Source organism: Modestobacter sp. DSM 44400, from assembly GCF_900107175.1.
Lineage (GTDB): Bacteria > Actinomycetota > Actinomycetes > Mycobacteriales > Geodermatophilaceae > Modestobacter.
The window spans coordinates 26,605-48,450 of record NZ_FNOZ01000032.1; the positions used below are offsets into that span (position 1 = coordinate 26,605).

Here is a 21,846-nt window from a genome sequence, read left to right on the forward strand (position 1 = left end):
GGGCGGGGTGACAGTTGAGCAGCCGGCGACCACGGCCTCCTCCCCGTCCACCTCGCCGGCGCCCGGCGGCGGCCCGGCCGTGCTGGTGATCGGCGCATCCAGCGGCATCGGCCGCGCGACCGCCATCCAGTTCGCCGGGCAGGGCGCCTCGCTGGTGCTGGTGTCGAGGAGCGAGCAGACCCTGGGCGACGCGGCCGCAGACTGCCTCGCAGCGGGTGCGGCGGCCGTCGAGGTGGTGCCGGCCGACGTCCTGGACCGGGCGGCGCTGCAGGCCGCCGTCGACCGGGCGACCGGCGTCTTCGGCCGGCTGGACGTTGTCGTCCACGCCGCCACGGTGATGGCCTACGGCCGGCTGGAGGACCTCGACCCCGAGGTGTTCGAGCGGGTGGTCGACACCGCGCTGCACGGCACAAACAACGTCGTCCAGGCGGTGGTCCCGGTGTTCCGGCAGCAGCAGCGTGGGTCGCTGATCGTGGTCAGCTCGCTGCTCGCCTCGATCACTGCGCCGACCATGGGCGCCTACGTGGCCGCCAAGTGGGGCCAGCTGGGGATGATCCGTACCCTCCAGCAGGAGCTCCGCGAGCTGCCCGACGTGCACGTCTCGGCGGTCGCGCCGGGCGGGGTGAACACGCCGATCTACGACCAGGCGGCAACCGTGCTGGGCAACACCGGCCACCCGCCGCCGCCGGTCTACACCCCCGAGCGGGTCGCCCGGGCGATCGTCGCCCGGGTCGCCGACCCCCGGCGGCTCACGCAGTCCGGACTCGCCAACCCGCTGATCATCGCCGGGTTCCGGCTGTTTCCGCCGGTGTTCGACGCGCTGGTCGGGCCGCTGCTCAAGGTGTTCGGGATGGCCCGGGACTCGGCGCCGCCGACCACCGGGAACGTGTTCGCCCCGGTGCCGGAGAAGGAGGCCACGCGGGGGAAGTACTGGGGCATCTGAGTCCGCGATCGGCGTCCCGCCCACCGCGTGCGGCAGGCTGCGCAGTGTGGCGAGGGCCATTCACGCTGTTCTGGACCGGCTCCGTGAGGATGCACTTGACGAGCGGGACAAGGGCAGCGAGTTCGAGCAGCTGATCCGGGCATACCTCACCACTGACCCGGAGTGGACCACCCACCACCAGTTCACCCGGCGGATCGTGTTCGACACCGCCGCCGGGTGGTCGGCCAACGCCGAGGAGACGCTGGCCGGCGGGGTCGCGCAGCGGGTCGACATCGGCTACCTCGCCGACGCGGCCATCGACTGGTCGCAGTTCTCCTGGACGACGCCGGAGATCGTCGTCCCGACGGGCAAGAAGGCACTGCGCCCACACCAGCAGCACGCGCTGGACGACGTCCGCACCGGGCTCGCCGAGCACGACCGCGGCCAACTGGTGATGGCGTGCGGCACCGGCACAACCTTCACGAGCCCGCGGATCGCCGGGGACCTGATCGGCGCCGGCGGCACCGTGCTGTTCCTGGTGCCGAGCATCCAACTGCTGTCGCAGAGCCTGCGCGAGTGGATGGCCAACGCCGAGGTCGACATCCGAGCCTTGGCGGTGTGCTCCGACACGCCTTCCAGTCCATGTATGCAGAATGTATGCAATACCGCATGGCACAGGGTGACACCACCGTCCGGGTATCCCGCGAGACACGTGACGAGGTCCGCCGGCTGGCCGCCGAGCGCGGTGTGAGCGCTGACCAGGTGCTGGCCGACGCCCTTCGACTCACCCGCTGGGAGGCGCTCCGTCGCAAAGCGGAGCTGGAGATCGCCGCGGCCGCGGCCGATCCAGCCGATCGCGCCGCGCTGGCTGCCGCCGTTCGAGAGCTGACCGGCGCCGAGGAGTGAGGGGCGCCGTCCACCGACTCCGCGCCGACCGGCAGGCCCGGGGCCAGGAGCAGACCGGGCCGCGCTACGCCGTCGTGCTGCAGGCTTCACGGTTCGACCTGCTGTCCCGATGGATCGTTGCGCCAACCAGCACCGGGGTGCGCTCGATGGTCGTCCGACCGGACGTCGACTGGGGAGCCGGACCGACGCGCGTGTTGTGCGATGCCCTGACGGCGGTGGACCCGGGCGTGCGCCTCGGCGAACAAGTCGGCCACCTGACCCACGCCGAGCAGCAGCAGGTCGACCTCGCGCTGGCCCTGCTGCTGAATCTTGCGCCCCCAGCGAGTTTCTGAGGACAGCGCACGCCCCGATCCGGAGCAGGGTTGTGCGGAGCCACCGAACCGGAGGGTGGTCAGTTCGGGACGACCGTGATCGGGCACGCAGGCCCCGAGGCCCGGGCCAACCTCCGGTCAGCGGTCACCAGGGCGCAGCCGAAACCCTCGGCCAGGGCCACGTACGTCGCGTCGTATGCGGTGACGTTCTCCCGCAACTGCCAGACCCGCGGGAGCAGCGGGTGGACGGGGTGACGGGTCAGCCCCAGCGCGATCCACGCGCCCAGGGCCTCGCCGACGACCTCGGCCGTCAGCTGTCCGGTCGCGCTGAGCCGGCGGAAAGCATGCGCCACCTCGGCGTCCACCAGGTGCGGGGCGTGCACCTGCTGCTCGGCGAGTACCGCTCGCGCCGCTCCGTCGCGGAGCAACGCGGCCACCGCAGCGGAGGCATCGAGCACGATCACCGGCTCGCGCGACCGTCGTCCACGCTGCCGACGATCGCGTCGAGGACGATTCCGGTGTCCGGTAGCGCAGCCAGCAGCCGCGAGTTGTCGGCGCGGCGCGTCACCTGGTCGAGCTCACGCACCGCCACCGCACTGACCGACGAACGTTCGGCGGCCGCCAGCCGCTCCAGTCGCTCGAGGACGCTGTCAGGCACGTTACGCAGGTAAAGCGTGGGCATGTTGCCATGCTCCACGGATGCGTTGCATTCTGCAAGCTCGGATCCGCCGAGTGTTGGATCCGCCCGGTGGCGATACCGACGTGCCCAGAGGCCGCGACAACGGCTCCGGCAGCGTCGGGGATCATGTCCCGCCATGACCTCCTCCTTCACCGCCGAGGTCGAGCAGGCCGCGCGCCGGCTGGCCGGCGTGGCCGAGCGGACGCCGCTGCAGCGCAACGCCCGCCTCTCCGAGCTGACCGAAGCCGCGGTGTGGGTGAAGCGGGAGGACCTGCAGGTCGGCCGCTCCTACAAGGTGCGCGGCGCCTACAACACCCTCGCCCAGCTGGACGCCGCGGGCCGGGCGGCCGGCGCGGTCACCGCCAGCGCCGGGAACCACGGCCAGGGCGTGGCGTACGCGTGCCGGGTGCTCGGCGTCCGGGGGCGGGTGTTCGTGCCCGGGACGACGCCGCGGCAGAAGCGCCAGCGCATCGCCGCGCTCGGCGGGGACATGGTCGAGCTCGTCGTCTCCGGCGACACCTACGACGACGCGGCGGCCGCGGCGGCCGCGTGCGCCGCCGCCACCGGCGCGACCCTCGTGCCCGCGTTCGACGCGCTGTACACCGTCGCCGGCCAGGCCACGGTGGCCGTCGAGCTGCTCGACCAGCTGGGCACCGCCCCGGACGTCGTCGTCCTGCCGGTCGGCGGCGGTGGGCTGCTGGCCGGCTGCGCGACGTGGCTGCGCGAACACGCCCCCGGCACCCGGCTGGTCGGAGTGGAGCCGGCCGGCGCGGCCAACATGGCCGCGGCGCTGGCCGCCGGCCACCCGGTGGAGCTGGCCCAGATCGACACCTTCGTCGACGGCGCCGCGCTCCGCCGGGCCGGCGACGTCACCTTCCCGCTGGTGCGGGACGCAGGCTGCGAGCTGGTCACCGTGCCCGAGGGCCAGGTCTGCACCGAGATGCTGGACCTCTACCAGGTCGACGGGGTCATCGCCGAGCCCGCCGGGGCGCTGGCCGGCGCAGCCCTGACCGGCGGCGCCGTCGTCGTCGAGCCGGGGCAGACGGTCGTCTGCCTGCTGTCCGGGGGCAACAACGACGTCAGCCGGTACGCCGAGGTCGTCGAGCGCTCGCTGGTGCACCGCGGGCTCAAGCACTACTTCCTGGTGGAGTTCCCGCAGGAGCCCGGCGCGCTGCGCCGGTTCCTCGACGAGGTGCTCGGCCCGGACGACGACATCGTGCTGTTCGAGTACGTCAAGCGCGACAACCGGGAGACCGGGGCAGCGCTGACCGGCATCGAGCTGGGCAGCGTCGCCGGCCTGGCCCCGCTGATGGCCCGGATCGAGGCCGGCCCGCTGAAGATCCAGCACCTGGCGCCCGGGACGACGGCCTACCGCTTCCTGGTCTGAGCTCGCCCCCCAGGTAACGCCGCCCGAGTGCCCGAACGCCGTCCGACATGCCGACGCCCGCTGCCCCATCGGTGTGACCGAGCGTCGTCAGGGGCTCATTGCGGCCTGGAGCTGCATGGATGTCGACAAGATGACGGATGGGGAGCGGGTCATCGGCCAATTCATGGGCCGGCGCAACGATTGGGTGACGGAGCCACACTGATCGCTGTTGACAGCGTCGGACGAGGTCCCGTGGGACCTACTTTTCTGGCACGTCGGCGGCACTTCCCCTGCCGCGACTGACAGCCCCGAGGAGCCCCACGTGAATGCGCCCCCAGCACTGGACGATCGGCCGTCCTCCCCCGTCGACCCGCTGACCGCGGACGCGGCGCCGGAGCTGGCTGCACTGCTGGAGATGTTCACGCGCGAGGAAACTGTGACGGTCGCTCCGTCGGCGCGTCGCGTCCTCCGTACCGCCGGAGCTCGACTGCACGCGTGGACGCAGGAGTGGCTGCGCCGAGCGACCGCGTGGGGCGCCGGTCCGGAAGGTGCCTGGCGTGCTTGGTGACCTCGTCCGTCTGCCGTCCGGTCGACCGGCCTCGACGGAGGTGCACTGATGCTGTTCTGGCCGACGGTGGCCGTGCTGGGGTTCACTGTCCTGGCCTGCCTGGTCATCGCGCTGGGCACCAGTTCGACCGCGCGCTACGAGTTCGAACGCAACCTGCTGCAAGCGGCGCGGCAGCAGGTCGTCGTCGCCCCCGGGACCGGACACGCTCCCGCCGGTGGCGGGCCGGTGGGCCCGCCGGCCGATGACCACCCGCGCGGAACCACCAGGAGCGGCGGCGCGGCGGCGCAGGAGAGGCCCAACGGGCGGGGTGCGGCCGTCGGCCTGGCCGACCACCCCGCGGGCAAGCGGGTCGTCGAGCCCGGTCCGGCGGCGGCGTGGTGGCTGGTGGAGGAACTGGGTGAGCAGTCGGGCGAGATCATGAGGGGTCCGTTCCCCGACCGGATCGATGCCGACTGGGCCGCCCTGTCCGGCGGCCTGTCCGCGGTCACGCGAGCGGTCTACGGCGTGCAGCGCGCCGACGGCGCAGGGCTGGTTCGATGGCAGTTGCCGCAGGAGCGGGCCTGGCTGAGCGAACTCGGCGACCAGTTGGACCGGCTGGCCGATGACTGGGACACACTTCTGTCCGACGAGGACTCGCTCACCTCGTTGGTGGTCGAGGTGGCCGCGGCGCTGGTCGAGGCGGGGCTGACCCTGCACGACTGCACCAGAGACGGTCCGGCCGGCGGGGTGTGCCTCACCCCCGAAGCCGGACATCGCGGGATCGTGGTCAGCTGGCACCGGCACGACCGGATGAGCCTGCAACAGGCGCGCGGCGCTGCGCTGGACGCGGCGGTGCAGCGGACGATGAACGCCGCTCTCGCCGACCTGCTGACCCAGCTGGGCTTCGGGATCGTGCCGTTCGGCCCGTCCGGCTGCTCCCTCGTCCCGGTGACCGAGCAGGAGGCCTGACCGCACGGGTGACCACGCGGCCGGCCCTTCAGGGGCCCGCGCCGAGCATGCGAGGCGTGGGGGGAAGGCCCGGCCGGCCTTCAGGGGCCCGCGCCGAGCATGCGAGGCGTGGGGGGAAGGCCCGGCCGGCCCTTCAGGGGCCCGCGCCGAGCATGCGAGGCGTGGGGGGAAGGCCCGGCCGGCCTTCAGGGGCCCGCGCCGAGCATGCGAGGCGTGGGGGGAAGGCACCACTCGGTGTCCAGCGCGAACGCCGGTTCGTAGGTGACCACGCCCGGCTGCTCGAGCCCGATCGAGGGCGTGGTGATCGACTGGTGCGCCCCACCCTCGGGCGCCAGCGTCACCCCGGACGGCGTGCCGACCAAGATCGACTGCCCGCCGGCGTACACGCCGAACGACCAGGGTTCCAGGGCGCGCGCGACGAACGGGTCGTACATGACGCCGATCGGCAACAGCGGCTGGTCCCACCGGTTCCACGTGGAACCCAGTTCCCCCATCAGCCCCACGAGGTTGGTCTCGGCGATGCCGAGCTCGACGTGCTGCCCGCTGGGCCGCTCCCGCCAGTGCAGGATCGTCTCGGGGTCGTCGGAGAACCAGTCGCGGCGGTCCTCGGCCGACCAGACGCCCACCTTGTTGACCCACCCGCCCAGGTTGGTGCTGGAGCTGACGTCGGGGCTGACGGTGACGACGCGCGCGCCGACCTCGGGTGCGGCCCGGTTGAGGTCAAGCAGCGTGCGCCCCAGCGCGGCCTGCGTCGTCGCCGTCCCCGACGGGGTGCGGCCCAGGTCCGCCGGGACGGCGACGGCCGGGGCGCCCTCGAGCTCGGTCCGCCGCAGCCGGGCGGCGGCGGCGGCCAACAGCTCCGCGGGGGCGCTGCCCGGCTCGAACGTCGTCCACGGGTCGGCCGGGTCGACGCCGACCCGGGCGGCCAGCTCGCCGAGCTGGGCCTCGCTGAGCAGCGCCGAGTGGTTCTGCGGATGCCCCTCGGTGGCCAGCCCGTAGCCCTTGAGGGTGTAGGCGAGCACCACGGTGGGCCGGGTGTCGTCGATCTGGGCGAAGGCGGTCCGCAGTGTGGCCAGGTCGTGGCCGCCGAGGTTGCGGACCGCCGCCAGCAGGTCCTCGTCGGCGACGTCGGCGACGAGTCCACCGATCCGGGCCGCGGCGGCCCCGTCGCCGGGCAGCTGCGCGCGCAGCTCGGCCGGGGTGCGGCGCAGCATCCGCTGGTACTCGGCGTTGGTCATCTCGTCGATCCGGTCGCGCAGCTCGGCTCCCCCAGGACGGGTGAACAGCTCCTCCAGCAGGGCGCCGTACTTGACGGTGAGCACCTGCCAGCCGGCGGCGGCGAACATCCCCTGCAGCCGGGTCGCCCCCATGGTGGGCACCACCCGGTCCAGCGACTGCCGGTTGAGGTCCACGATCCACACGACCTCGCCCAGCTCGGCCACCATCGGGTCGAGCACGGCCTCCCAGACCGCGCCCTCGTCGAGCTCGGCGTCGCCGACCAGCGACCACTGGCGCCCGGCGCCGCCGGTGCCGAACTGGGTGTTGACGTAGCGGCGGGCGATGGCGCCCCAGATCGGCGCGGTGGCACCGATGCCGACCGAGCCGGTGGAGTAATCAGCCGGCACGGGGTCCTTGAGCCGGCTCGGATAGCTCTGCAGCCCGCCGAACTCGCGCAGCGTGGTCAGGTACGCCGGGTCCAGCTGACCGAGCAGGTACTCCAGGGCGTGCAGCACCGGGGAGGCGTGCGGCTTGACCGAGACCCGGTCCTCGGGCCCCAGCTGCTCCAACCACAACGCCGTCATCAGCGTGACGATCGAGGCGCTGGAGGCCTGGTGGCCGCCGACCTTGAGGCCGCTCGGGTTGGGTCGCACCCGGTTGGCGTGGTCGACGATCGCGGTGGCCAGCCACAGCACCCGCTGCTCGACCTCCCGCAGGGCCGCATCGTCGATGTCCGTGCCCGCGGGGACCGCCGTCAGCGTCATGCCAGCACCCGACCACGTGCGACGGGCGGACACAAACCGCGGGGTGGCCGGGTCCGGCGGGGCTCGCCTATCGTCCGCCAGGCGTGGCGCGGCTCACCCGCGCCGTGCACCGAGCTGGAGGACCGACCTCATGGACTACGCCGAGCTCCAGGCCGCCTTCCTCGGCGCGCCCGCCGAGGGCCAGACCCCGCCCCGGATCCCCGACCACCCCGCCCGGCGGCTGCGGGACGCCGCCGAGCCGATCGCCACCATCGGCTTCTGGGGTCGCCCGGCCTACGACCGCCTCGCCGAGCTGGGCCTGGACTTCCTCACCGGCTACGTCTGGGCCCGGACGGCGCCGCTGGGCGAGCCGTCGGCGCCGGTGGTGGTCGCCGCGTTCGGGGTCTTCGAGCCGAGCCTGGTGACGAGCCTGTACGAGCAGGCCCGCGCCCTGTGCAGCCGCGCGCAGGTGCTCGCCGCACGAGAGGCAGGCGCGGTGGCCTCGCTGCACGATCTGCTGCCCGACCTGCCCACCGGGGACGTCGCGGCCGCCGTCGCACTGCTGCGCCGGGCCACCGACGTCGCTGCGGCCGACGTCGCCGGGCGGCCGCTGTTCGCCGGACTCACCTCCCTGCCGTGGCCGGCGAACCCCTTGGGCCAGCTGTGGCACGCCACCAACCTGCTCCGGGAGTACCGCGGGGACGTGCACCAGGCGGCCAACGTCGCGGCCGGGCTCACCGGCGTGCAGATGAACCTGGTGACGGAGTACTGGATCGGCTGGGAGCCCACCGCCTATGCCGGCTCCCGCGGCTGGGCACCGGAGGTGATGGCCGCCGCCGACGACGACCTGGTCGAGCGCGGCTGGGTGGCCGACGGTGCGCTCACCGCCCGAGGACAGCGGCAGCGCGACGACATCGAGGCGCAGACCGACGCCGCGCTGGAACGGGTGCTCTTCCCCGTCGGCGACGAGCTGCCCGCCCTGACCGACCTGCTGGACCGCTGGTCGGCTGCGATCGTGGCCGGTGGCGCAGCCCCGCCCGATCCCTACAAGCGGGTCAGCGGATGAGCCCGGGTGAGCAGTGCTGGCCCGCTCTCCTCCGGGCGTCCCCACGCCCCCACTACCGTCGACGGCGTCCCGTTCGACGCTCGTGAGGAGACATCGTGCCCGCCCCGACCGCGCCCCATCCGCCCGCCGGCGCCCTCGACGGCATCCGGGTGCTGGAGATCGGCACTCTCATCGCGGGGCCGTTCGCCGGCCGACTGCTCGGTGACCAGGGCGCCGACGTGGTCAAGGTCGAGGCTCCCGACCGGCCCGACCCGCTGCGCACCTGGGGCCAGGTGTCCGAGGACGGCCGGGGCTTCTTCTGGACCGTGCACGCCCGCAACAAGCGCTGCATCACCCTGGACCTCCGGCAGTCCCGCGGCCAGGAGCTCTTCCTCCGGCTGGTCGAGGAGGCCGACGTCGTGGTCGAGAGCTTCCGGCCCGGCACCATGGAGCGCTGGGGGCTGGGCTACGACCAGCTCAGCGAGGTGAACCCGGGCGTGGTGCTGGCCCGGGTGTCCGGCTACGGACAGACGGGGCCGGCCGCGCACCGTCCCGGCTACGCCAGCGTCGCCGAGGCGTTGGCCGGCCTGCGTTACGTGACCGGTTTCCCCGGACAGCCCCCGGTCCGGATGGCGCTGTCGCTCGGCGACTCGCTAGCCGGCATGTTCGCCGCCCAGGGCATCCTGTCCGCGCTGGTGGCCCGGCAGCGCACCGGCATGGGGCAGGTGGTCGACACCGCGCTCACCGACTCCTGCCTCGCGCTGACCGAGTCGATGCTCCCCGACTACGACCGGGCCGGCCTCGTCCGCCAGCCCAGCGGCACGCGACTGGAGGGCATCGCGCCGTCCAACTCCTACCAGACCTCCGACGGCACCTTCGTCATCATCGCCGCCAACCAGGACACCCTGTTCCGCCGGCTCTGCGGCGCGATGGGCCGACCCGAGCTGGCCGACGACGACCGCTTCGCCACGCACGGTGCGCGCGGCCGGAACCAGGACGAGCTGGACAGGATCATCGCCGCCTGGGCGAGGGAGCACGACAGTGCCGACGTGCAGCGCCTGCTCGACGAGGCCGGTGTCGCCGCGGGCCCGGTGAACACCGTCGCCGACATCGTCGCCGACCCGCAGTTCCGGGCCCGCGGCATGGTGCTCGCCCATCACGACGAGGGGGTCGGGGCCGACGTGCTCGGCCCGGGCATCACCCCGAAGCTGTCGGCCACCCCCGGCGGTCTGCGTTGGGCCGGGCCGCCGCGACCGGGCAGTCACAACGCCGAGGTCTACGGCGAACTGCTCGGCCTGGACGCCACCGCCCTCGCCGGGCTGTCCGCCGCCGGCGTCGTCTGATACGTGCTCGGGCTCTCGGTACCGAACGCCCCGGGAGCGGTCAGCTGGGGTAGCGGGCGGCAGCGCGTTCGCGGGCCTGTGCGGCCAGTACCTCGCGGTCCTTCGGCGGCGCCGTCGTGACCAGGTCGGCGAGCAGGTGCCCGGTGACGTGCGCTATCTCCTCGACCGCCCGGTCGAACGCCGCCTGATTGGCCTGCGACGGCTTGGCCGACCCGCTGACCTTGCGCACGTACTGCAATGCGGCGGCACGGACCTCGTCGTCGGTGGTCGCCGGCGCGAGGTTGTGCAAGACGTGGATGTTCCGGCACATGGGGACGAGCCTAGGACGGCGCCGCGCGTCAGCGGGTAGCCGTCGGCGCCGGTGCGCCGACGACGGTGGTCGTGGTCGAGCCACCCTTGGCCAGCGCCCGGCTGATCACCATCCGTTGGATCTGGTTGGTGCCCTCGAAGATCTGCATGACCTTGGCCTCGCGCATGTACCGCTCGACCGGGAAGTCGCGGGTGTACCCGTACCCGCCGAGCACCTGGACGGCGTCGGTGGTCACCTTCATCGCGTTGTCGGTGGCCACCAGCTTGGCCACCGAGGCGAGCTCGCCGTAGGGCTGGCCGGCGTCCCGCAGCCGCGCGGCGGCCAGGTAGGTGGCCCGGGCGCTCGCTACCGCCGCGGCCATGTCGGCCAGCAGGAACGCCAGGCCCTGGTGCTCGATGATCGGGACGCCGAAGGTCTCCCGCTCCTGCGCGTAGGCCAGCGCGTCGTCCAGCGCGCCCTGCGCCAGCCCGGTCGCGACCGCGGCGATGCCCAGCCGGCCGGCGTCCAGCCCGGCGAGCGCGATCGGCAGACCCTCGCCCTCAGCGCCCAACCGGCGGTCGGCGGCCACCCGGACACCCTCGAAGCGCATCGTGGCCGTCGTCGAGCCGGTCAGACCCATCTTCCGCTCGGCCGGGTCGGCGGACAGCCCCGCGCTGTCGGCGGGGACGAGGAAACAGGAGATGCCGCGCGAGCGGTGGTCGGAGGTGCGGGCCATGACCTTGTAGAAGTCGGCCTGCCCGCCGTGCGTCGTCCACGCTTTGTCGCCGGTCAGCACGTAAGAGTCCCCGTCGCGCACCGCCGTCGTGCGCATGGCGGCCGGGTCGGAGCCGGCGTGCGGCTCGGAGAGGCAGTAGGCGCCCAGCAGCTCACCGCCGAGCATCTCGGGCAGCCAGCGCTGCTGCTGTTCGGGCGTGCCGGCGGTGGCCAGGCCGAAGCACGACAGCCCGTGCACGCTGACCCCGACCGCGACGCTGGCCCACACCGCGGCGATCTCCTCGAGGACCTGCAGGTACACCTCGTAGGGCTGGCCGCCGCCGCCCACGTCCTCCCCGTAGGGCAGACCGAGCAGGCCGGCCCGGCCGAGGGTGCGGAAGACGTCGCGGGGGAAGGCCTCGTGGGCCTCGTCCGCGGCGACCCGCGGAGCGAGCTGCTTGCGGGCGATGTCCCGGGTGAGGTCCAGCAGGTCCGCCGCCTCCTGGGTGGGCACGAGACGACGAACGGGCACAACACACCTCCGAAAGAGCGATCAGTACTGGACGACGGTACGCAGTACCGGCCGCAGTACTCAAGCGGATGCCGTTGTTACTGTCCGGTTCGCCGCGAGGAGGCCCGGATGACGTCGCTGGACAGCCGCACCACCCGCACCCAGGCGCGCCGCGACGAGCTGTTGGACCAGCTGGTCGCGCTCGTGCTGACCGACGGGTTCGCCGAAGTCACCCTCGACGAACTGGCCCGCCGGCTGCACTGCTCCAAGAGCACCCTGTACGGGATCGCGGCGAGCAAGGAACAGCTGGTCGTGGCCGCGGTCAAGCGGTTCTTCCAGCGCGCCACGGCGGCGGTCGAGGAGCACGTCGCCGCCCCCGCCGATCACCGCGAGCAGATCAGCGCCTACCTGCTGGCCGTCGCCGAACAGCTGCAGCCGGCGTCCCCGGCGTTCTTCGCCGATGTGGCGACCTTCGCCCCGGCCCGGGAGATCTACGAGCACAACACCCGCTCTGCGGCCGCCCGGGTGCAGCAGCTGGTCAGCGCCGGCGTCGCGGCCGGCACGGTGCGGCCGGTGCACGCCTCGTTCGTCGGCGCGGCGGTGGCGCAGGTGATGGCCGCGATCCACCGGGGCGATATCACCGCCACCACCGGCCTGGACGACGCCGCTGCGTACCGCGAGCTCGCCGGCCTCGTCGTCGCCGGGGTCGCCCCGCGCTGATGGTGGTGCGGGTCCGCCGGCTGCCCTGAACCGGCCGGTTCAGCCGCCCAGCTCGGCCACCAGTGCCGCCCTGATCGCCGGGCGCGAGCCGAAGACCAGCAGGAACAACGCTTCCCGGGCGGTGCGCTCGGCATCGGCGCCGGCGAGCACGGCGCGGCTGCCGGTTGCGGCGACGAGCAGGCCCGCGGCCCGATGGGCCAGCGCGGCGGCGGCCGCCCGAGCCGCTGCGAGCTCCTCGGGGGGAGCGGTGTCCAGCCGCACACGGACGGCGGCCAGGTCGGCGTCCAGCGGCGAGGAGCCCAGCAGCCGTGCGCACCGGACGACGAGCCCGAGGGCCAGGGAACCGTTGGGCCGGAGCCCTGCGGCGTCCCCGGCGCGCAGCTCGGCCAGCGGCACCGCGCCGGTCAGCCGGGCGGCCGGAACGCGGTGCCCACGTAGACCCAGCTCGACCGTCGCACTCGCCGTCACGGCGACCATGCGCTGCGGCCGGACGGTCATGGTCGGCCCGGCGACCGCGTCGACCAGCACGAACAGCACCCGCTCGTCGGACTCGTCCCGGCCGGCCACGAGCACCAGGTCGATGTGCCCCCAGCCGGTCACCCAGGGGACATCGCCGTCGAGCACCAGCTCGTCGCTCTCGCGGCGCACCCGCACCGCAGCCGGGCCGGGCCGGGTGGCCGCCTGCAGCGCCACCCCGGCCCGCCATCGCCCGGCGCACAGGTCGGCGAGCAGGTCCCCGCGGAGGGCCGCCGGCCCGGCGGCCACCGCGGAGACCACTCCGAGGTGCTGCAGCCAGACGAACGCGGCGGACAGGTCACCGGCAGCGAGTTCTTCCACCACGGCCGCCACCGTCGTCCGGTCGGCGCCCAGCCCACCGGCGTGGACCGGGCCGGTGAGCCCGTACAGCCCGGCCGCGGCGAGGGCGTCCAGGTGTCCGGCGGGCACCTGACCCGCGGCGTCCACCTGGCCGGCAGCGGGGAACAGCAGCTCCTGGGCGAGCCGGCGGGCGCGAGGGACGATGTCGATCACGCCGACCATCGTCCCGCGGGGTCTGGGGCGCGGCCGCTCAGTAGGTGAAGGCGCCCACGGCGCTGCGCAGGTCGGAGGCCATCCGGGACAGCTCGTCGACTGCGACCCGGGTCTGGCCCAGGGCCTGGGTGGTGGAGCTGGCCGCGGCGGACACACCGGTGATGTTGGTGGCGATCTCGGTGGACCCCCCGGCGGCCTCCTGCACCGACCGGGACATCTCATTCGTCGTCGCGGTCTGCTCCTCCACCGCCGAGGCGATGGTCAGCTGGTAGTCGTTGATCGACCCGATGACCTCCGAGATGCCGCCGATCGCCGCGATCGCCTTCGTGGTGTCACCCTGGATGGCCTCCACCCGACGGGCGATGTCCTCCGTCGCCCGCGCCGTCTCCTGCGCCAACTCCTTCACCTCGTTGGCGACCACCGCGAACCCCTTACCGGCCTCACCGGCCCGCGCCGCCTCGATCGTGGCGTTCAGGGCCAGCAGGTTCGTCTGCTCCGCGATCGAGGTGATCGCCTTCACCACCGCACCCATCTCCTGCGACGACGTCCCCAGCTTCGTGATCGTGATCGTCGTCGCCTCCGCCTCCGCCTCCGCCACCGCCGTCGCCGCCACCCGCGCCGCCTCGTTCGCGTTCTGCGAGATCTCCCGGATCGAAGCACCCATCTGCTCAGCACCCGCCGCCACCGTCGCCACGTTCCGGCTGACCTCCTCCGCCGCCGAGGACACCACCCCGGACTGCGCGCTGGTCTCCTCCGCCGACGCCGAGATCTGCGCCGACGACGCCGACAACTCCTCCGACGACGCCGCCACCGCATCCGCCGACGCAGCCACCCCGGCCAGCACCGACCGCAGGTGCTGCTGGGCTGCGCCGAGGGACTGGGCCATCCGGCCGAGGTCATCGGCGGAGCGGACCTCGGGGACGACCGTGAGGTCACCGGTGGCCATGGCCTCGACCGTGCGGCTCACGGTGGCGACGGTGCCGGTGATCTGCCGGATCACCCAGAGGGCGAGTGCCCCGGTCGCCAGCAGACTGGCGATCAGCACGGCCCACAGCAGCCGGATGGAGCTGGCCGCGTCTGCGTGGCCCTTGTCGTTGACCGCGCCGGCCGCGGCCGTCTGCGTGTCCAGCTCGGTCTGCATCTCGTCCATCAGGGTGTCCGTGGCGTCCTGCAACGGGCCGGTCACGACGCTCCCGCTGGCGGAGGAAGCCTGCGCCGCTTCCTCCGCGGCGGCCGCCGCCGCTGCCTGACTGCCCCGTCCGGTGCTCGCCGCCGACGTGTCCGCCGCCGCGGACGCCGCGCGCGCGGCGTCCGCGGCCGGCACCAGCTGCTGCGTCGCCACGGCGTACCAGCTGTCCAGCTGCTCGGTGAGCGCAGCGAACTCGTCGGGGCTGGTGGCCAGCGGCTCGTAGGCGGCGAGTTGCTGCTGGAGCGTGTCCTGCCGCTTGGCCAGCTCGGTGCGCAGCTCGGCCCGGCCCGCGTCGTCCACCAGGGGATAGGTGATGTAGCGGGCACGGTCGCCCTGGAAGGAGCGCTGCAGGTCGGACAGCTGGGTGAGCGGTTCGACGCTCTGGCTGTACAGCGCCTGCTGCTGGTCGCTCATGGCCCCGATCCGGGCAGTGGCCAGGCCGGTCAGCCCGACCGAGACCAGACCCAGCAGCCCGACGGTGATGCCGATCTTGACCGCGACGGAACGGTCGGCGATCCAGCCCAGTCCGCGCCCAGCTCGCACCGGCGCTTCGGTGGTGGGGCGGGGGGACTGGTCACGGACCATCGTCGAGCTCCTCGAGGTAGCCCGGACGGCGAGTGCAACCGTGTCCACGGATTCAGGACCAAGGTCCCGGGGACGGCGGCCGCTCCCGCGAGAGCACCACGGGCCGGCTGGTGCCTCCTGCCGTGCGAGGCAACGACCGGCCCATGGTGATCAGCGAGTGCGCCAGCTCAGTCGCGCGGCTCCTGTGGCCGCCCTGCTGACACGGGGTGGTCGGTCGGGCTCGGCATCGGCGAGCCCACCTCCCGCGTGCCCGCCGTCCCACCGGAGGCATCCGGCGTCACTCCGGCGGCCGGCACGTGCTCGACGACCAATGCGAAGTCATCACCGTGCCGGGTGATGCCCTCGACCACGGCCTGCTCGACGGCGTCGCTGGCGTAGGCGCGGCGCAACATCATCGGGTCCGAGCGCAGGTCCTTGGCCAGCGCGACGGCCAGCCCCACCATCACCAGCGCGAAGGGCAGCGCGGCGATGATCGTCAGGTTCTGCAGCCCGGTCAGGGCGTCGTTCCCACCGACCAGCAGCATGATGGCGGCGACTGCGCCCATCACGATGCCCCAGAAGATGACGACCCCCTTGCTGGGCTCCAGGGTGCCCCGCTGGGACAGCGAGCCCATCACGATCGACGCGGCATCGGCCCCGGAGACGAAGAAGATCGCGACCAGCACCATGACAAGCACCGTCATCACGGTGGCCAGCGGGTACTGCTCGAGCACGCCGAAGAGCTGGCCCTCGGTGGTCGACTGGCCGGCGATGTCCACCCCGTCGCGCTGGGCGGCGATGCCTGCGCCGCCGAAGATGGCGAACCACACGAGGCTGACCGCGCTGGGCACCAGCAGCACGCCGGTGACGAACTGGCGGATCGTGCGGCCACGGCTGATCCGGGCGATGAAGAGCCCGACGAACGGCGTCCAGCTGATCCACCACGCCCAGTAGAAGACCGTCCAGCCACTGAGCCACGTGGCCATCGCGTCCCCACCGCTGGCCTCGGTGCGGGCGGCCATGTCGCCGAGGTCGGAGAAGTAGCCGCCGATGGCGTCCGGGATCAGGTTGAGGATCAGCACGGTCGGGCCGACCACGAAGACGAACAGCGCCAGGACGGCGGCCAGCACCATGTTGATGTTGGAGAGCCACTGGATGCCCTTGGCCACTCCGGAGACCGCCGAGGCGACGAACGCCGCGGTGAGGATGGCGATGATCGCGACCAGCACCCCGTTGCCGACGCTGCCGGCCCAGCCGAGGATCTCCACACCGCTGCCGATCTGCAGCGCGCCGAGGCCCAACGAGGCCGCGGAGCCGAAGAGGGTGGCGAAGATCGCCAGCACGTCGATCAACTTGCCGATCGGGCCGGTGGTCCGCTTCTCGCCGAACAGCGGGGCGAACGCGGCGCTGATCAGCTGCTTGCGGCCCCGGCGGAACGTGCCGTAGGCGATGGCCAGCCCGACAACGGCGTAGATGGCCCACGGGTGCAGCGTCCAGTGGAAGAGCGTGGTGGCCATCGCGGTCTGGATGGCTTCGGGGGTCTCGCCGTCGACCGAGCGCGGGGGTGGTGACACGTAGTGCGACAGGGGCTCGCTGACGCCGTAGAACATCAGCCCGATGCCCATGCCGGCGCTGAACATCATCGCGATCCAGGAGACGGTCCGGAACTCCGGTTGCTCGCCGTCGTGGCCCAACGGGATGCGACCGTACTTGCTGGCCGCCAGCCAGATGACGTAGACGACGAAGCCCGATGCCAGCACGACGAACAGCCAGCCGAGGTTCGACTCGATCCAGGTCAGCGCGCCACCGCTGGCCGTACCGAGGTTCGACGGGGCGAGGAAGCCCCAGGCCACGAAGGCCAGCGCGACGACTGCCGCGGGCCCGAAGACCACCGTGTCGAGGGAGGCCTTGTGGTCGGCGGCCGCGGCCGGCGGCTCAGCGATCGCAGGATGCCGGGCCGTGAGCGGTCGGCGTCGCTTCGTGCTCGACTCGCGGACTTCGCGCCCGGGTGGTGCGCTGGATGAACTCGACAAGGATTCGGTATGGCGCCCTGATCCGGCGCCTCTCCCTTCACATCGGTGGCTGGGGCGGCCGCCCCCTGGTGCAGGAGCGCCTGCCCTCCCACCGTGCGCGCCATAACCGCCCAGCGCAAACAGACAACGATCACAACCCGGTCACCCGGGAACGTCGGCGCCGAGCCCCCGCCCGGGTCGCTCGCCGGTTCCAGGCACACTGGTCGGCGATGGACGTACTCGCACTCCCACCGGTCTCCGAGTTCCTCCCGTGGCTGCGCGGCCGCGGTCTGGGCGTCGTGCTGATCATCCTGGGCGCGGTGCTGCTGGCCCGGTTCGTCAGCTGGCTGGGCAACAAGGTCACCACGAGGATCGACGCCAAGGCAACCGACTCCGACGCCCTGGTCCGGTCCGAGGCGGCCAAGCACCGGCACTCCCTCGCCCAGGTGCTCACCTGGGTGGCGCTGGTGCTGATCTACACCAGCGCCGTCTACGTGCTGCTGGACTGGATCGGCATCCCGGTCACCGGCCTGGTCGCTCCGGCGACCGTGCTGGGCGTCGGGCTCGGCTTCGGCGCGCAGCGCATCGTCGGCGACGTGCTGGCCGGGTTCTTCCTCATCACCGAGCGGCAGTACGGCTTCGGCGACGTGGTCTCCATCCAGGTGGTCGGCGGCGGCGACCCGGCCACCGGCACCGTCGAGGACGTCACGCTGCGGATCACCCGCATGCGGTCGGCCAACGGCGAGGTCATCACGGTCCCCAACGGCCAGATCGTGAAGGTCGTGAACCTCTCCCGCGACTGGGCCCGCGCCGTCATCGACGTCCCCGTGGCGGCCGGCACCGACGTCACCCGGGTCAACGACGTGCTGCGCGCCGTGGGCCAGCAGGCCTTCGACGATCCCCAACTGCATCCGCTGCTGCTGGACGCCCCCAGTGTCATGGGCGTGGAGAGCCTCGGCCTGGAGCAGGTCAACGTCCGGGTGGTGGCCCGCACCCTGCCCGGCAAGCAGTTCGAGGTGGGCCGGGACCTGCGGGCCCGCATCGTGCTGGCCTTCCGCCGCGAGGGCATCAAGGTGTCCACCATCGCCGAGCCCGCCACCACCGGGGTGACCCCGTGAGCACGGCACCACCCGAGGACGTCCCCGGCGAGGGCAGCGCGGACGCCGAGTCCCGCGCGACCACGTCCCCTCAGGTCAGCACGGCTCCGGCGACCAACCGGCGGCGCCTGTGGCCGCGGTCGGTGCCCGCCCGGATCGGCCGGGCCCGCACCTCCACCGTCGCCCTCGGGACCCTGTTCGTCATTGCCGGGCTGCTGTACGTGCCCCCGGTGTCCACCGACACGACGTCGGGGACGCCGGCCGGGAACATCGCGCCGGTGACCACTCCCGCGGAGGCGCCCGCACCGACGACGTCGGAGGCCCCGGTCGCGACCACCTCGGGCCCCACCCAGAGTCCGACCACCCCGTCCCGGACGACGACGTCGGGCGCGGAGACGACCGGGCCCGCGGACACCGGCGCCCCGTCATCGGGGACGACGTCGGGGGCCCCGGCGACGACCACCCCGGCGCCGGCGACCCCCAGCCAGGCGCCGGCTCCGTCGTCCGCGCCGGAGTCGGCGGCCCCGAGCTCCTGACGCTCGGTCAGGAAGTGACGACGGCGATGCCCGGCTCGCGGCCGACGGCGATCAGCGCCGGCCCGGCGTCGGCAAGGCCGAGCTCGCGGGTGACCAGCAGCTCGGGGTGCAGTCGCCCGGCGGCGATGAGGGAGAGCATCGCCGGGTAATCGGCCGCGGCCATGCCGTGGCTGCCGAGCACCGCCAGCTCCCGGCCGATCACCAGCTCCATCGGCACGGCTGCCCGGCCCTGCGCCGGAGGCAGCAGGCCGACCTGCACGTGCCGGCCCCGCGGTCGGAGGCTACGGATCGAGTTCTCGCAGGCGACCGGGGAACCGAGCGCGTCCAGCGAGACGTGCGCGCCGCCGCCGGTCAGCTCCGCGACCGCGGCGGGCACGTCGGCCATTCCGTCGACGACGGCCTCGGCGCCCATCCACCGGGCCAGCTCGAGTGCGCCCGGCGAGACGTCGACGGCGACGACACGGGCGCCCGCGGCGACCGCGACCTGGACGGCGGACAGGCCGACACCGCCGCACCCGTGCACGGCCACCCACTCCCCCGGCCGCACCCTTCCCACTTCGGTGACGGCGCGGAACGCGGTGGCGAACCGGCAGCCCAGGCTGGCCGCGGTGGCGAACGGCATGCCCTCGGGCAGGGCCACCAGGTTGACGTCGGCGGCATCCAGGGCGACGAACTCGGCCAGCGAGCCCCAGTGCGTGAAGCCGGGCTGGGTCTGGTGCAGGCACACCTGGCCCGCGCCCTCCCGGCACGGCGCGCAGCGCCCACACGCGCAGACGAAGGGCACCGTCACCCGGTTCCCGACCGACCAGTTCCGCACCCGCGCGCCGACCGCCGCGACGGTGCCGGCCAGCTCGTGGCCGGGCACGTGCGGCAGGACGACGTCGGGGTCGTGGCCCGACCAGGCGTGCCAGTCGCTGCGGCAGATCCCGCTGGCGCCCACGGCGACGACGACGCCGTCCGGCACAGGGGTCGGCTCGGGCACCTCCTGGACGGTCAGCGGGCCACCGAACTCCTCGAACACCAGGGCGCGCACGCCCGATAGCCTGCCGTGCGCCACGATCAGGCATGACATCGACCGGCTACGTCACGTTCCTTGTCTTCGCCACGGTGCTCGTCCTGGTGCCGGGACCGGACTTCGCGGTGGTCGTGCGCAACACGCTGGCCGGCGGCCGGGCCCGGGGCATGTGGAGCACGCTCGGGGTGGTCAGTGCCGCTGTGTTGCAGGGCGTGGCGGCCGCGGCCGGGCTCGGCGCGCTGGTGCTCCGGGTGGAGCCGGTCTTCCAGGCGATCCGCTGGGCGGGCATCGCCTACCTGGTGGTGCTCGCCGCCCAGTCGCTGCGCTCGGCGGTGCGCGGCGACTACGCACCGCTGGACGGCGGCCGGGCCGGTCGCGGCTCGGCCTGGGCCGGCTGGCGGCAGGGCTTCCTGTCCAACATCACCAACCCGAAGGTGCTGGTCTTCTACCTGGCGGTGCTGCCGCAGTTCCTCTCCCCCGGCGCCGGCATCGGCCTCCTGATCGGCTACGCGCTCAGCCACGCGGCGCTCGGCCTGATCTACCTGACCGGACTCACCCTGCTGCTGTCCCGCGCGCGCCGGCTGCTGGCCCGGCGAGCGGTGCGCCGCGGCCTGGACGCTGCGACCGGCGTCGTGCTGCTCGCCTTCGGCGCCCGGCTGGCGCTGGAACGGAGCTGACCGGCGCCGACCCGGCGGGTCACCGCAGCGCGGTGGCCATCCGGGCGACGCCCTCTGTCAGCAGCTCGGGGCTGGTGCCGACGTTGAGCCGGACGAAGCCCGAGCCGGGCGCGCCGAACTTCAGCCCGGGCTCGACGGCGACCCGACCCCGATCGAGGAACTGCTGGAACGGCGCGTCGCCCTCGCCCACCTCCCGGCAGTCCAGCCAGGCGAGGAAGGTGGCCTGCGGACGCCGCCAGCGCACCTGCGGGAGCTGCTCGGCGAGCAGGTGACCCAGGACGTCGAACCGGTCGGCCAGTGCGCCGCGCAGGGCGTCGAGCCAGGCGTCGGCGTCGGTGAAGGCGGCGATGCTGGCCAGCACGCCCAGATGCCCCGGCCGCCACCGCACGTCGGGCGGCATCCGCTCCAGGACGGCCTGCATCGGCGCGGAACCGGACACCACAGCGGCGCACTTGAGCCCGGCCAGGTTGAACGCCTTACTGGCCGACACCACGGCCAGCGCGACGTCCGCAGCGCCGGGGACCGTCAGCAGCGGCGTGACGGTCTCCCCCGGCAGCGTCAGGGGGGCGTGGATCTCGTCGCTGACCAGCGGCACGCCGTACCGGGTCGCCAGCTCCACCAGGGCGGCCAGCTCAGCGGGCCCGGGCACCCACCCGACCGGGTTGTGCGGGTTGCACAGCAGGTAGGCGGCCGGGCGCTGCGCGAAGGCGAGCTCCAGCGCGGGGAGGTCGAGCCGCCACGAGCCGTCGTCGGTGAGCGGGACCTCCACCGCCTGTCCGCCCACCTCCGCGACCCAGTTCCAGAACGGCGAGTAGACCGGCGGGCTGAACACCACAGGTCGGCCGGCGGCACCCAGCAGCCGGAGCACCTCGACCATCCCGACGCCGACGTCGGGGACCGGCGCGACGCGCCCCGGGTCGATGGTCCAGCCCCAGCGGCGCTCGGCGAAGCCGGCCAGCGCCTCGCCCAGCGCCGGCACCGCCATCGCGTAGCCGGTGTCCGAGCCGGCCACCGCGTCGGCGAGCACCCGCTGCACCGGCGGAGCGAGGGCGACGTCCATCTCGGCGACGAACATCGGCAATACGTCGGCCGGGTGGGTGCGCCACTTGGCGCTGCGCCGGCGGCGGGCGGCGTCGGGCGAGTCGAAGACCGGGGTCGTCACCGGCCCACCGTGCCACGCAACCGTCGACCCCCGCATTGCACGCCGTCTGCCCGCATTGCACGTGCTGCACCACGCGCAGTGCAGCCGAACACCGTGCAATGCGAAGGGGGCCGCGTCGCCCCGGACAGCGCCCGCGGTGGCCGTCGTCCTAGCCTCGAGATTTCATACCAGCCGGCCTCGACGGGAAGTTGATCAAACGGAAAGTGCCCCTGACCTGCGAGAATGGGACTTGTCGAGAGTCCATGCCACGCTGATCGAGGAGCACCTTCCAGGTGAAGAAAC

General features: G+C 73.4%; 22 protein-coding genes. 12 read left to right on the forward strand and 10 right to left on the reverse strand.

Annotated elements, in window-relative coordinates:
• Nucleotides 1–7 precede the first annotated feature (7 nt).
• From BLW04_RS17495 to BLW04_RS17505, 4 genes are read left to right on the forward strand one after another with little or no spacing between them, the layout of a single operon-like run.
• A complete protein-coding gene (locus tag BLW04_RS17495) occupies nt 8–943 on the forward strand; it encodes an SDR family NAD(P)-dependent oxidoreductase (RefSeq protein ID WP_254781738.1) in 936 nt (311 codons plus the stop codon).
• A gap of 46 nt (nt 944–989) precedes the next feature.
• Entirely contained in the window at nt 990–1,673 is a 684-nt protein-coding gene (locus BLW04_RS17500) for a DEAD/DEAH box helicase family protein (RefSeq protein ID WP_254781740.1), read from the forward strand.
• Nucleotides 1,670–1,828 carry a hypothetical protein gene (locus tag BLW04_RS26865; protein ID WP_175484119.1) on the forward strand — a complete coding sequence of 53 codons (159 nt, stop codon included), beginning with the start codon at nt 1,670–1,672 and terminating at the stop codon, nt 1,826–1,828. The genes BLW04_RS17500 and BLW04_RS26865 overlap by 4 nt, the downstream gene beginning before the upstream one ends.
• Nucleotides 1,825–2,160 carry a type II toxin-antitoxin system PemK/MazF family toxin gene (locus BLW04_RS17505; protein ID WP_091544090.1) on the forward strand — a complete coding sequence of 112 codons (336 nt, stop codon included), beginning with the start codon at nt 1,825–1,827 and terminating at the stop codon, nt 2,158–2,160. Before BLW04_RS26865 ends, BLW04_RS17505 begins: the two co-directional genes overlap by 4 nt.
• 59 nt (nt 2,161–2,219) lie before the next feature.
• On the opposite strand, the gene BLW04_RS17510 is transcribed toward BLW04_RS17505, so the two are convergent.
• Both BLW04_RS17510 and BLW04_RS17515 read right to left on the reverse strand, forming a co-directional pair.
• A complete protein-coding gene (locus tag BLW04_RS17510) occupies nt 2,220–2,603 on the reverse strand; it encodes a type II toxin-antitoxin system VapC family toxin (protein WP_091544095.1) in 384 nt (127 codons plus the stop codon).
• Nucleotides 2,600–2,836 (reverse strand): hypothetical protein, encoded by a 237-nt coding sequence (locus BLW04_RS17515; RefSeq protein ID WP_254781742.1) that lies wholly within the window; start codon nt 2,834–2,836, stop codon nt 2,600–2,602. Before BLW04_RS17515 ends, BLW04_RS17510 begins: the two co-directional genes overlap by 4 nt.
• Before the next feature lie 118 nt (nt 2,837–2,954).
• Here BLW04_RS17515 and ilvA point away from each other — a divergent pair, with 118 nt between their 5' ends.
• Together ilvA and BLW04_RS17525 are read left to right on the forward strand one after the other, a co-directional pair.
• On the forward strand, nt 2,955–4,205 hold the full coding sequence (ilvA, locus tag BLW04_RS17520) for a threonine ammonia-lyase IlvA (RefSeq protein ID WP_091544101.1): 1,251 nt from the start codon (nt 2,955–2,957) through the stop codon (nt 4,203–4,205).
• Nucleotides 4,206–4,800: 595 nt separating this feature from the next.
• The gene (locus tag BLW04_RS17525; protein WP_091544104.1) at nt 4,801–5,700 is read left to right on the forward strand and encodes a hypothetical protein; all 900 of its coding nucleotides are present in this window, start codon (nt 4,801–4,803) and stop codon (nt 5,698–5,700) included.
• Between the two features lie 185 nt (nt 5,701–5,885).
• Here the strand turns inward: BLW04_RS17525 and BLW04_RS17530 are convergent, their stop codons facing one another.
• Nucleotides 5,886–7,682: a pyruvate dehydrogenase gene (locus tag BLW04_RS17530; RefSeq protein WP_091544107.1), complete on the reverse strand. Its 1,797-nt coding sequence runs from the start codon at nt 7,680–7,682 to the stop codon at nt 5,886–5,888.
• Nucleotides 7,683–7,812: 130 nt separating this feature from the next.
• Between BLW04_RS17530 and BLW04_RS17535 the strand changes: the two genes are divergently transcribed.
• Nucleotides 7,813–8,727: an SCO6745 family protein gene (locus tag BLW04_RS17535; protein WP_091544111.1), complete on the forward strand. Its 915-nt coding sequence runs from the start codon at nt 7,813–7,815 to the stop codon at nt 8,725–8,727.
• 95 nt (nt 8,728–8,822) lie between these two features.
• Nucleotides 8,823–10,049: a CaiB/BaiF CoA transferase family protein gene (locus BLW04_RS17540; RefSeq protein ID WP_091544115.1), complete on the forward strand. Its 1,227-nt coding sequence runs from the start codon at nt 8,823–8,825 to the stop codon at nt 10,047–10,049.
• A 40-nt stretch (nt 10,050–10,089) separates the two neighbouring features.
• Here BLW04_RS17540 and BLW04_RS17545 read toward each other — a convergent pair whose 3' ends face one another.
• Together BLW04_RS17545 and BLW04_RS17550 are read right to left on the reverse strand one after the other, a co-directional pair.
• Entirely contained in the window at nt 10,090–10,359 is a 270-nt protein-coding gene (locus BLW04_RS17545) for a DUF2277 domain-containing protein (protein ID WP_091544118.1), read from the reverse strand.
• Between the two features lie 28 nt (nt 10,360–10,387).
• Nucleotides 10,388–11,566, reverse strand: coding sequence for an acyl-CoA dehydrogenase family protein (locus BLW04_RS17550; RefSeq protein WP_254781744.1), 1,179 nt, complete (start codon nt 11,564–11,566; stop codon nt 10,388–10,390).
• Between the two features lie 126 nt (nt 11,567–11,692).
• On the opposite strand from BLW04_RS17550, the gene BLW04_RS17555 reads away from it, so the two are divergent.
• Nucleotides 11,693–12,283 (forward strand): TetR/AcrR family transcriptional regulator, encoded by a 591-nt coding sequence (locus tag BLW04_RS17555; RefSeq protein ID WP_091544124.1) that lies wholly within the window; start codon nt 11,693–11,695, stop codon nt 12,281–12,283.
• 39 nt (nt 12,284–12,322) lie between these two features.
• Here the strand turns inward: BLW04_RS17555 and BLW04_RS17560 are convergent, their stop codons facing one another.
• From BLW04_RS17560 to BLW04_RS17570, 3 genes are all read right to left on the reverse strand, one after another.
• A complete protein-coding gene (locus tag BLW04_RS17560) occupies nt 12,323–13,312 on the reverse strand; it encodes an acyl-CoA dehydrogenase family protein (protein WP_217631092.1) in 990 nt (329 codons plus the stop codon).
• Nucleotides 13,313–13,349: 37 nt separating this feature from the next.
• Nucleotides 13,350–15,086, reverse strand: coding sequence for a HAMP domain-containing methyl-accepting chemotaxis protein (locus tag BLW04_RS17565; protein WP_091544132.1), 1,737 nt, complete (start codon nt 15,084–15,086; stop codon nt 13,350–13,352).
• Nucleotides 15,087–15,253: 167 nt separating this feature from the next.
• Entirely contained in the window at nt 15,254–16,957 is a 1,704-nt protein-coding gene (locus tag BLW04_RS17570; protein WP_254781746.1) for a BCCT family transporter, read from the reverse strand.
• 350 nt (nt 16,958–17,307) lie between these two features.
• On the opposite strand from BLW04_RS17570, the gene BLW04_RS17575 reads away from it, so the two are divergent.
• Together BLW04_RS17575 and BLW04_RS26045 are read left to right on the forward strand one after the other, a co-directional pair.
• Entirely contained in the window at nt 17,308–18,195 is an 888-nt protein-coding gene (locus BLW04_RS17575; protein ID WP_091544141.1) for a mechanosensitive ion channel family protein, read from the forward strand.
• The gene (locus BLW04_RS26045; RefSeq protein ID WP_139306888.1) at nt 18,192–18,710 is read left to right on the forward strand and encodes a hypothetical protein; all 519 of its coding nucleotides are present in this window, start codon (nt 18,192–18,194) and stop codon (nt 18,708–18,710) included. The genes BLW04_RS17575 and BLW04_RS26045 overlap by 4 nt, the downstream gene beginning before the upstream one ends.
• A 7-nt stretch (nt 18,711–18,717) precedes the next feature.
• Here BLW04_RS26045 and BLW04_RS17585 read toward each other — a convergent pair whose 3' ends face one another.
• A complete protein-coding gene (locus BLW04_RS17585) occupies nt 18,718–19,743 on the reverse strand; it encodes a zinc-dependent alcohol dehydrogenase family protein (RefSeq protein ID WP_091544148.1) in 1,026 nt (341 codons plus the stop codon).
• A 32-nt stretch (nt 19,744–19,775) separates the two neighbouring features.
• On the opposite strand from BLW04_RS17585, the gene BLW04_RS17590 reads away from it, so the two are divergent.
• The gene (locus tag BLW04_RS17590; protein WP_091544151.1) at nt 19,776–20,402 is read left to right on the forward strand and encodes a LysE family translocator; all 627 of its coding nucleotides are present in this window, start codon (nt 19,776–19,778) and stop codon (nt 20,400–20,402) included.
• 19 nt (nt 20,403–20,421) lie between these two features.
• On the opposite strand, the gene BLW04_RS17595 is transcribed toward BLW04_RS17590, so the two are convergent.
• A complete protein-coding gene (locus BLW04_RS17595) occupies nt 20,422–21,564 on the reverse strand; it encodes a MalY/PatB family protein (protein ID WP_217631093.1) in 1,143 nt (380 codons plus the stop codon).
• Nucleotides 21,565–21,846: the final 282 nt, after the last annotated feature.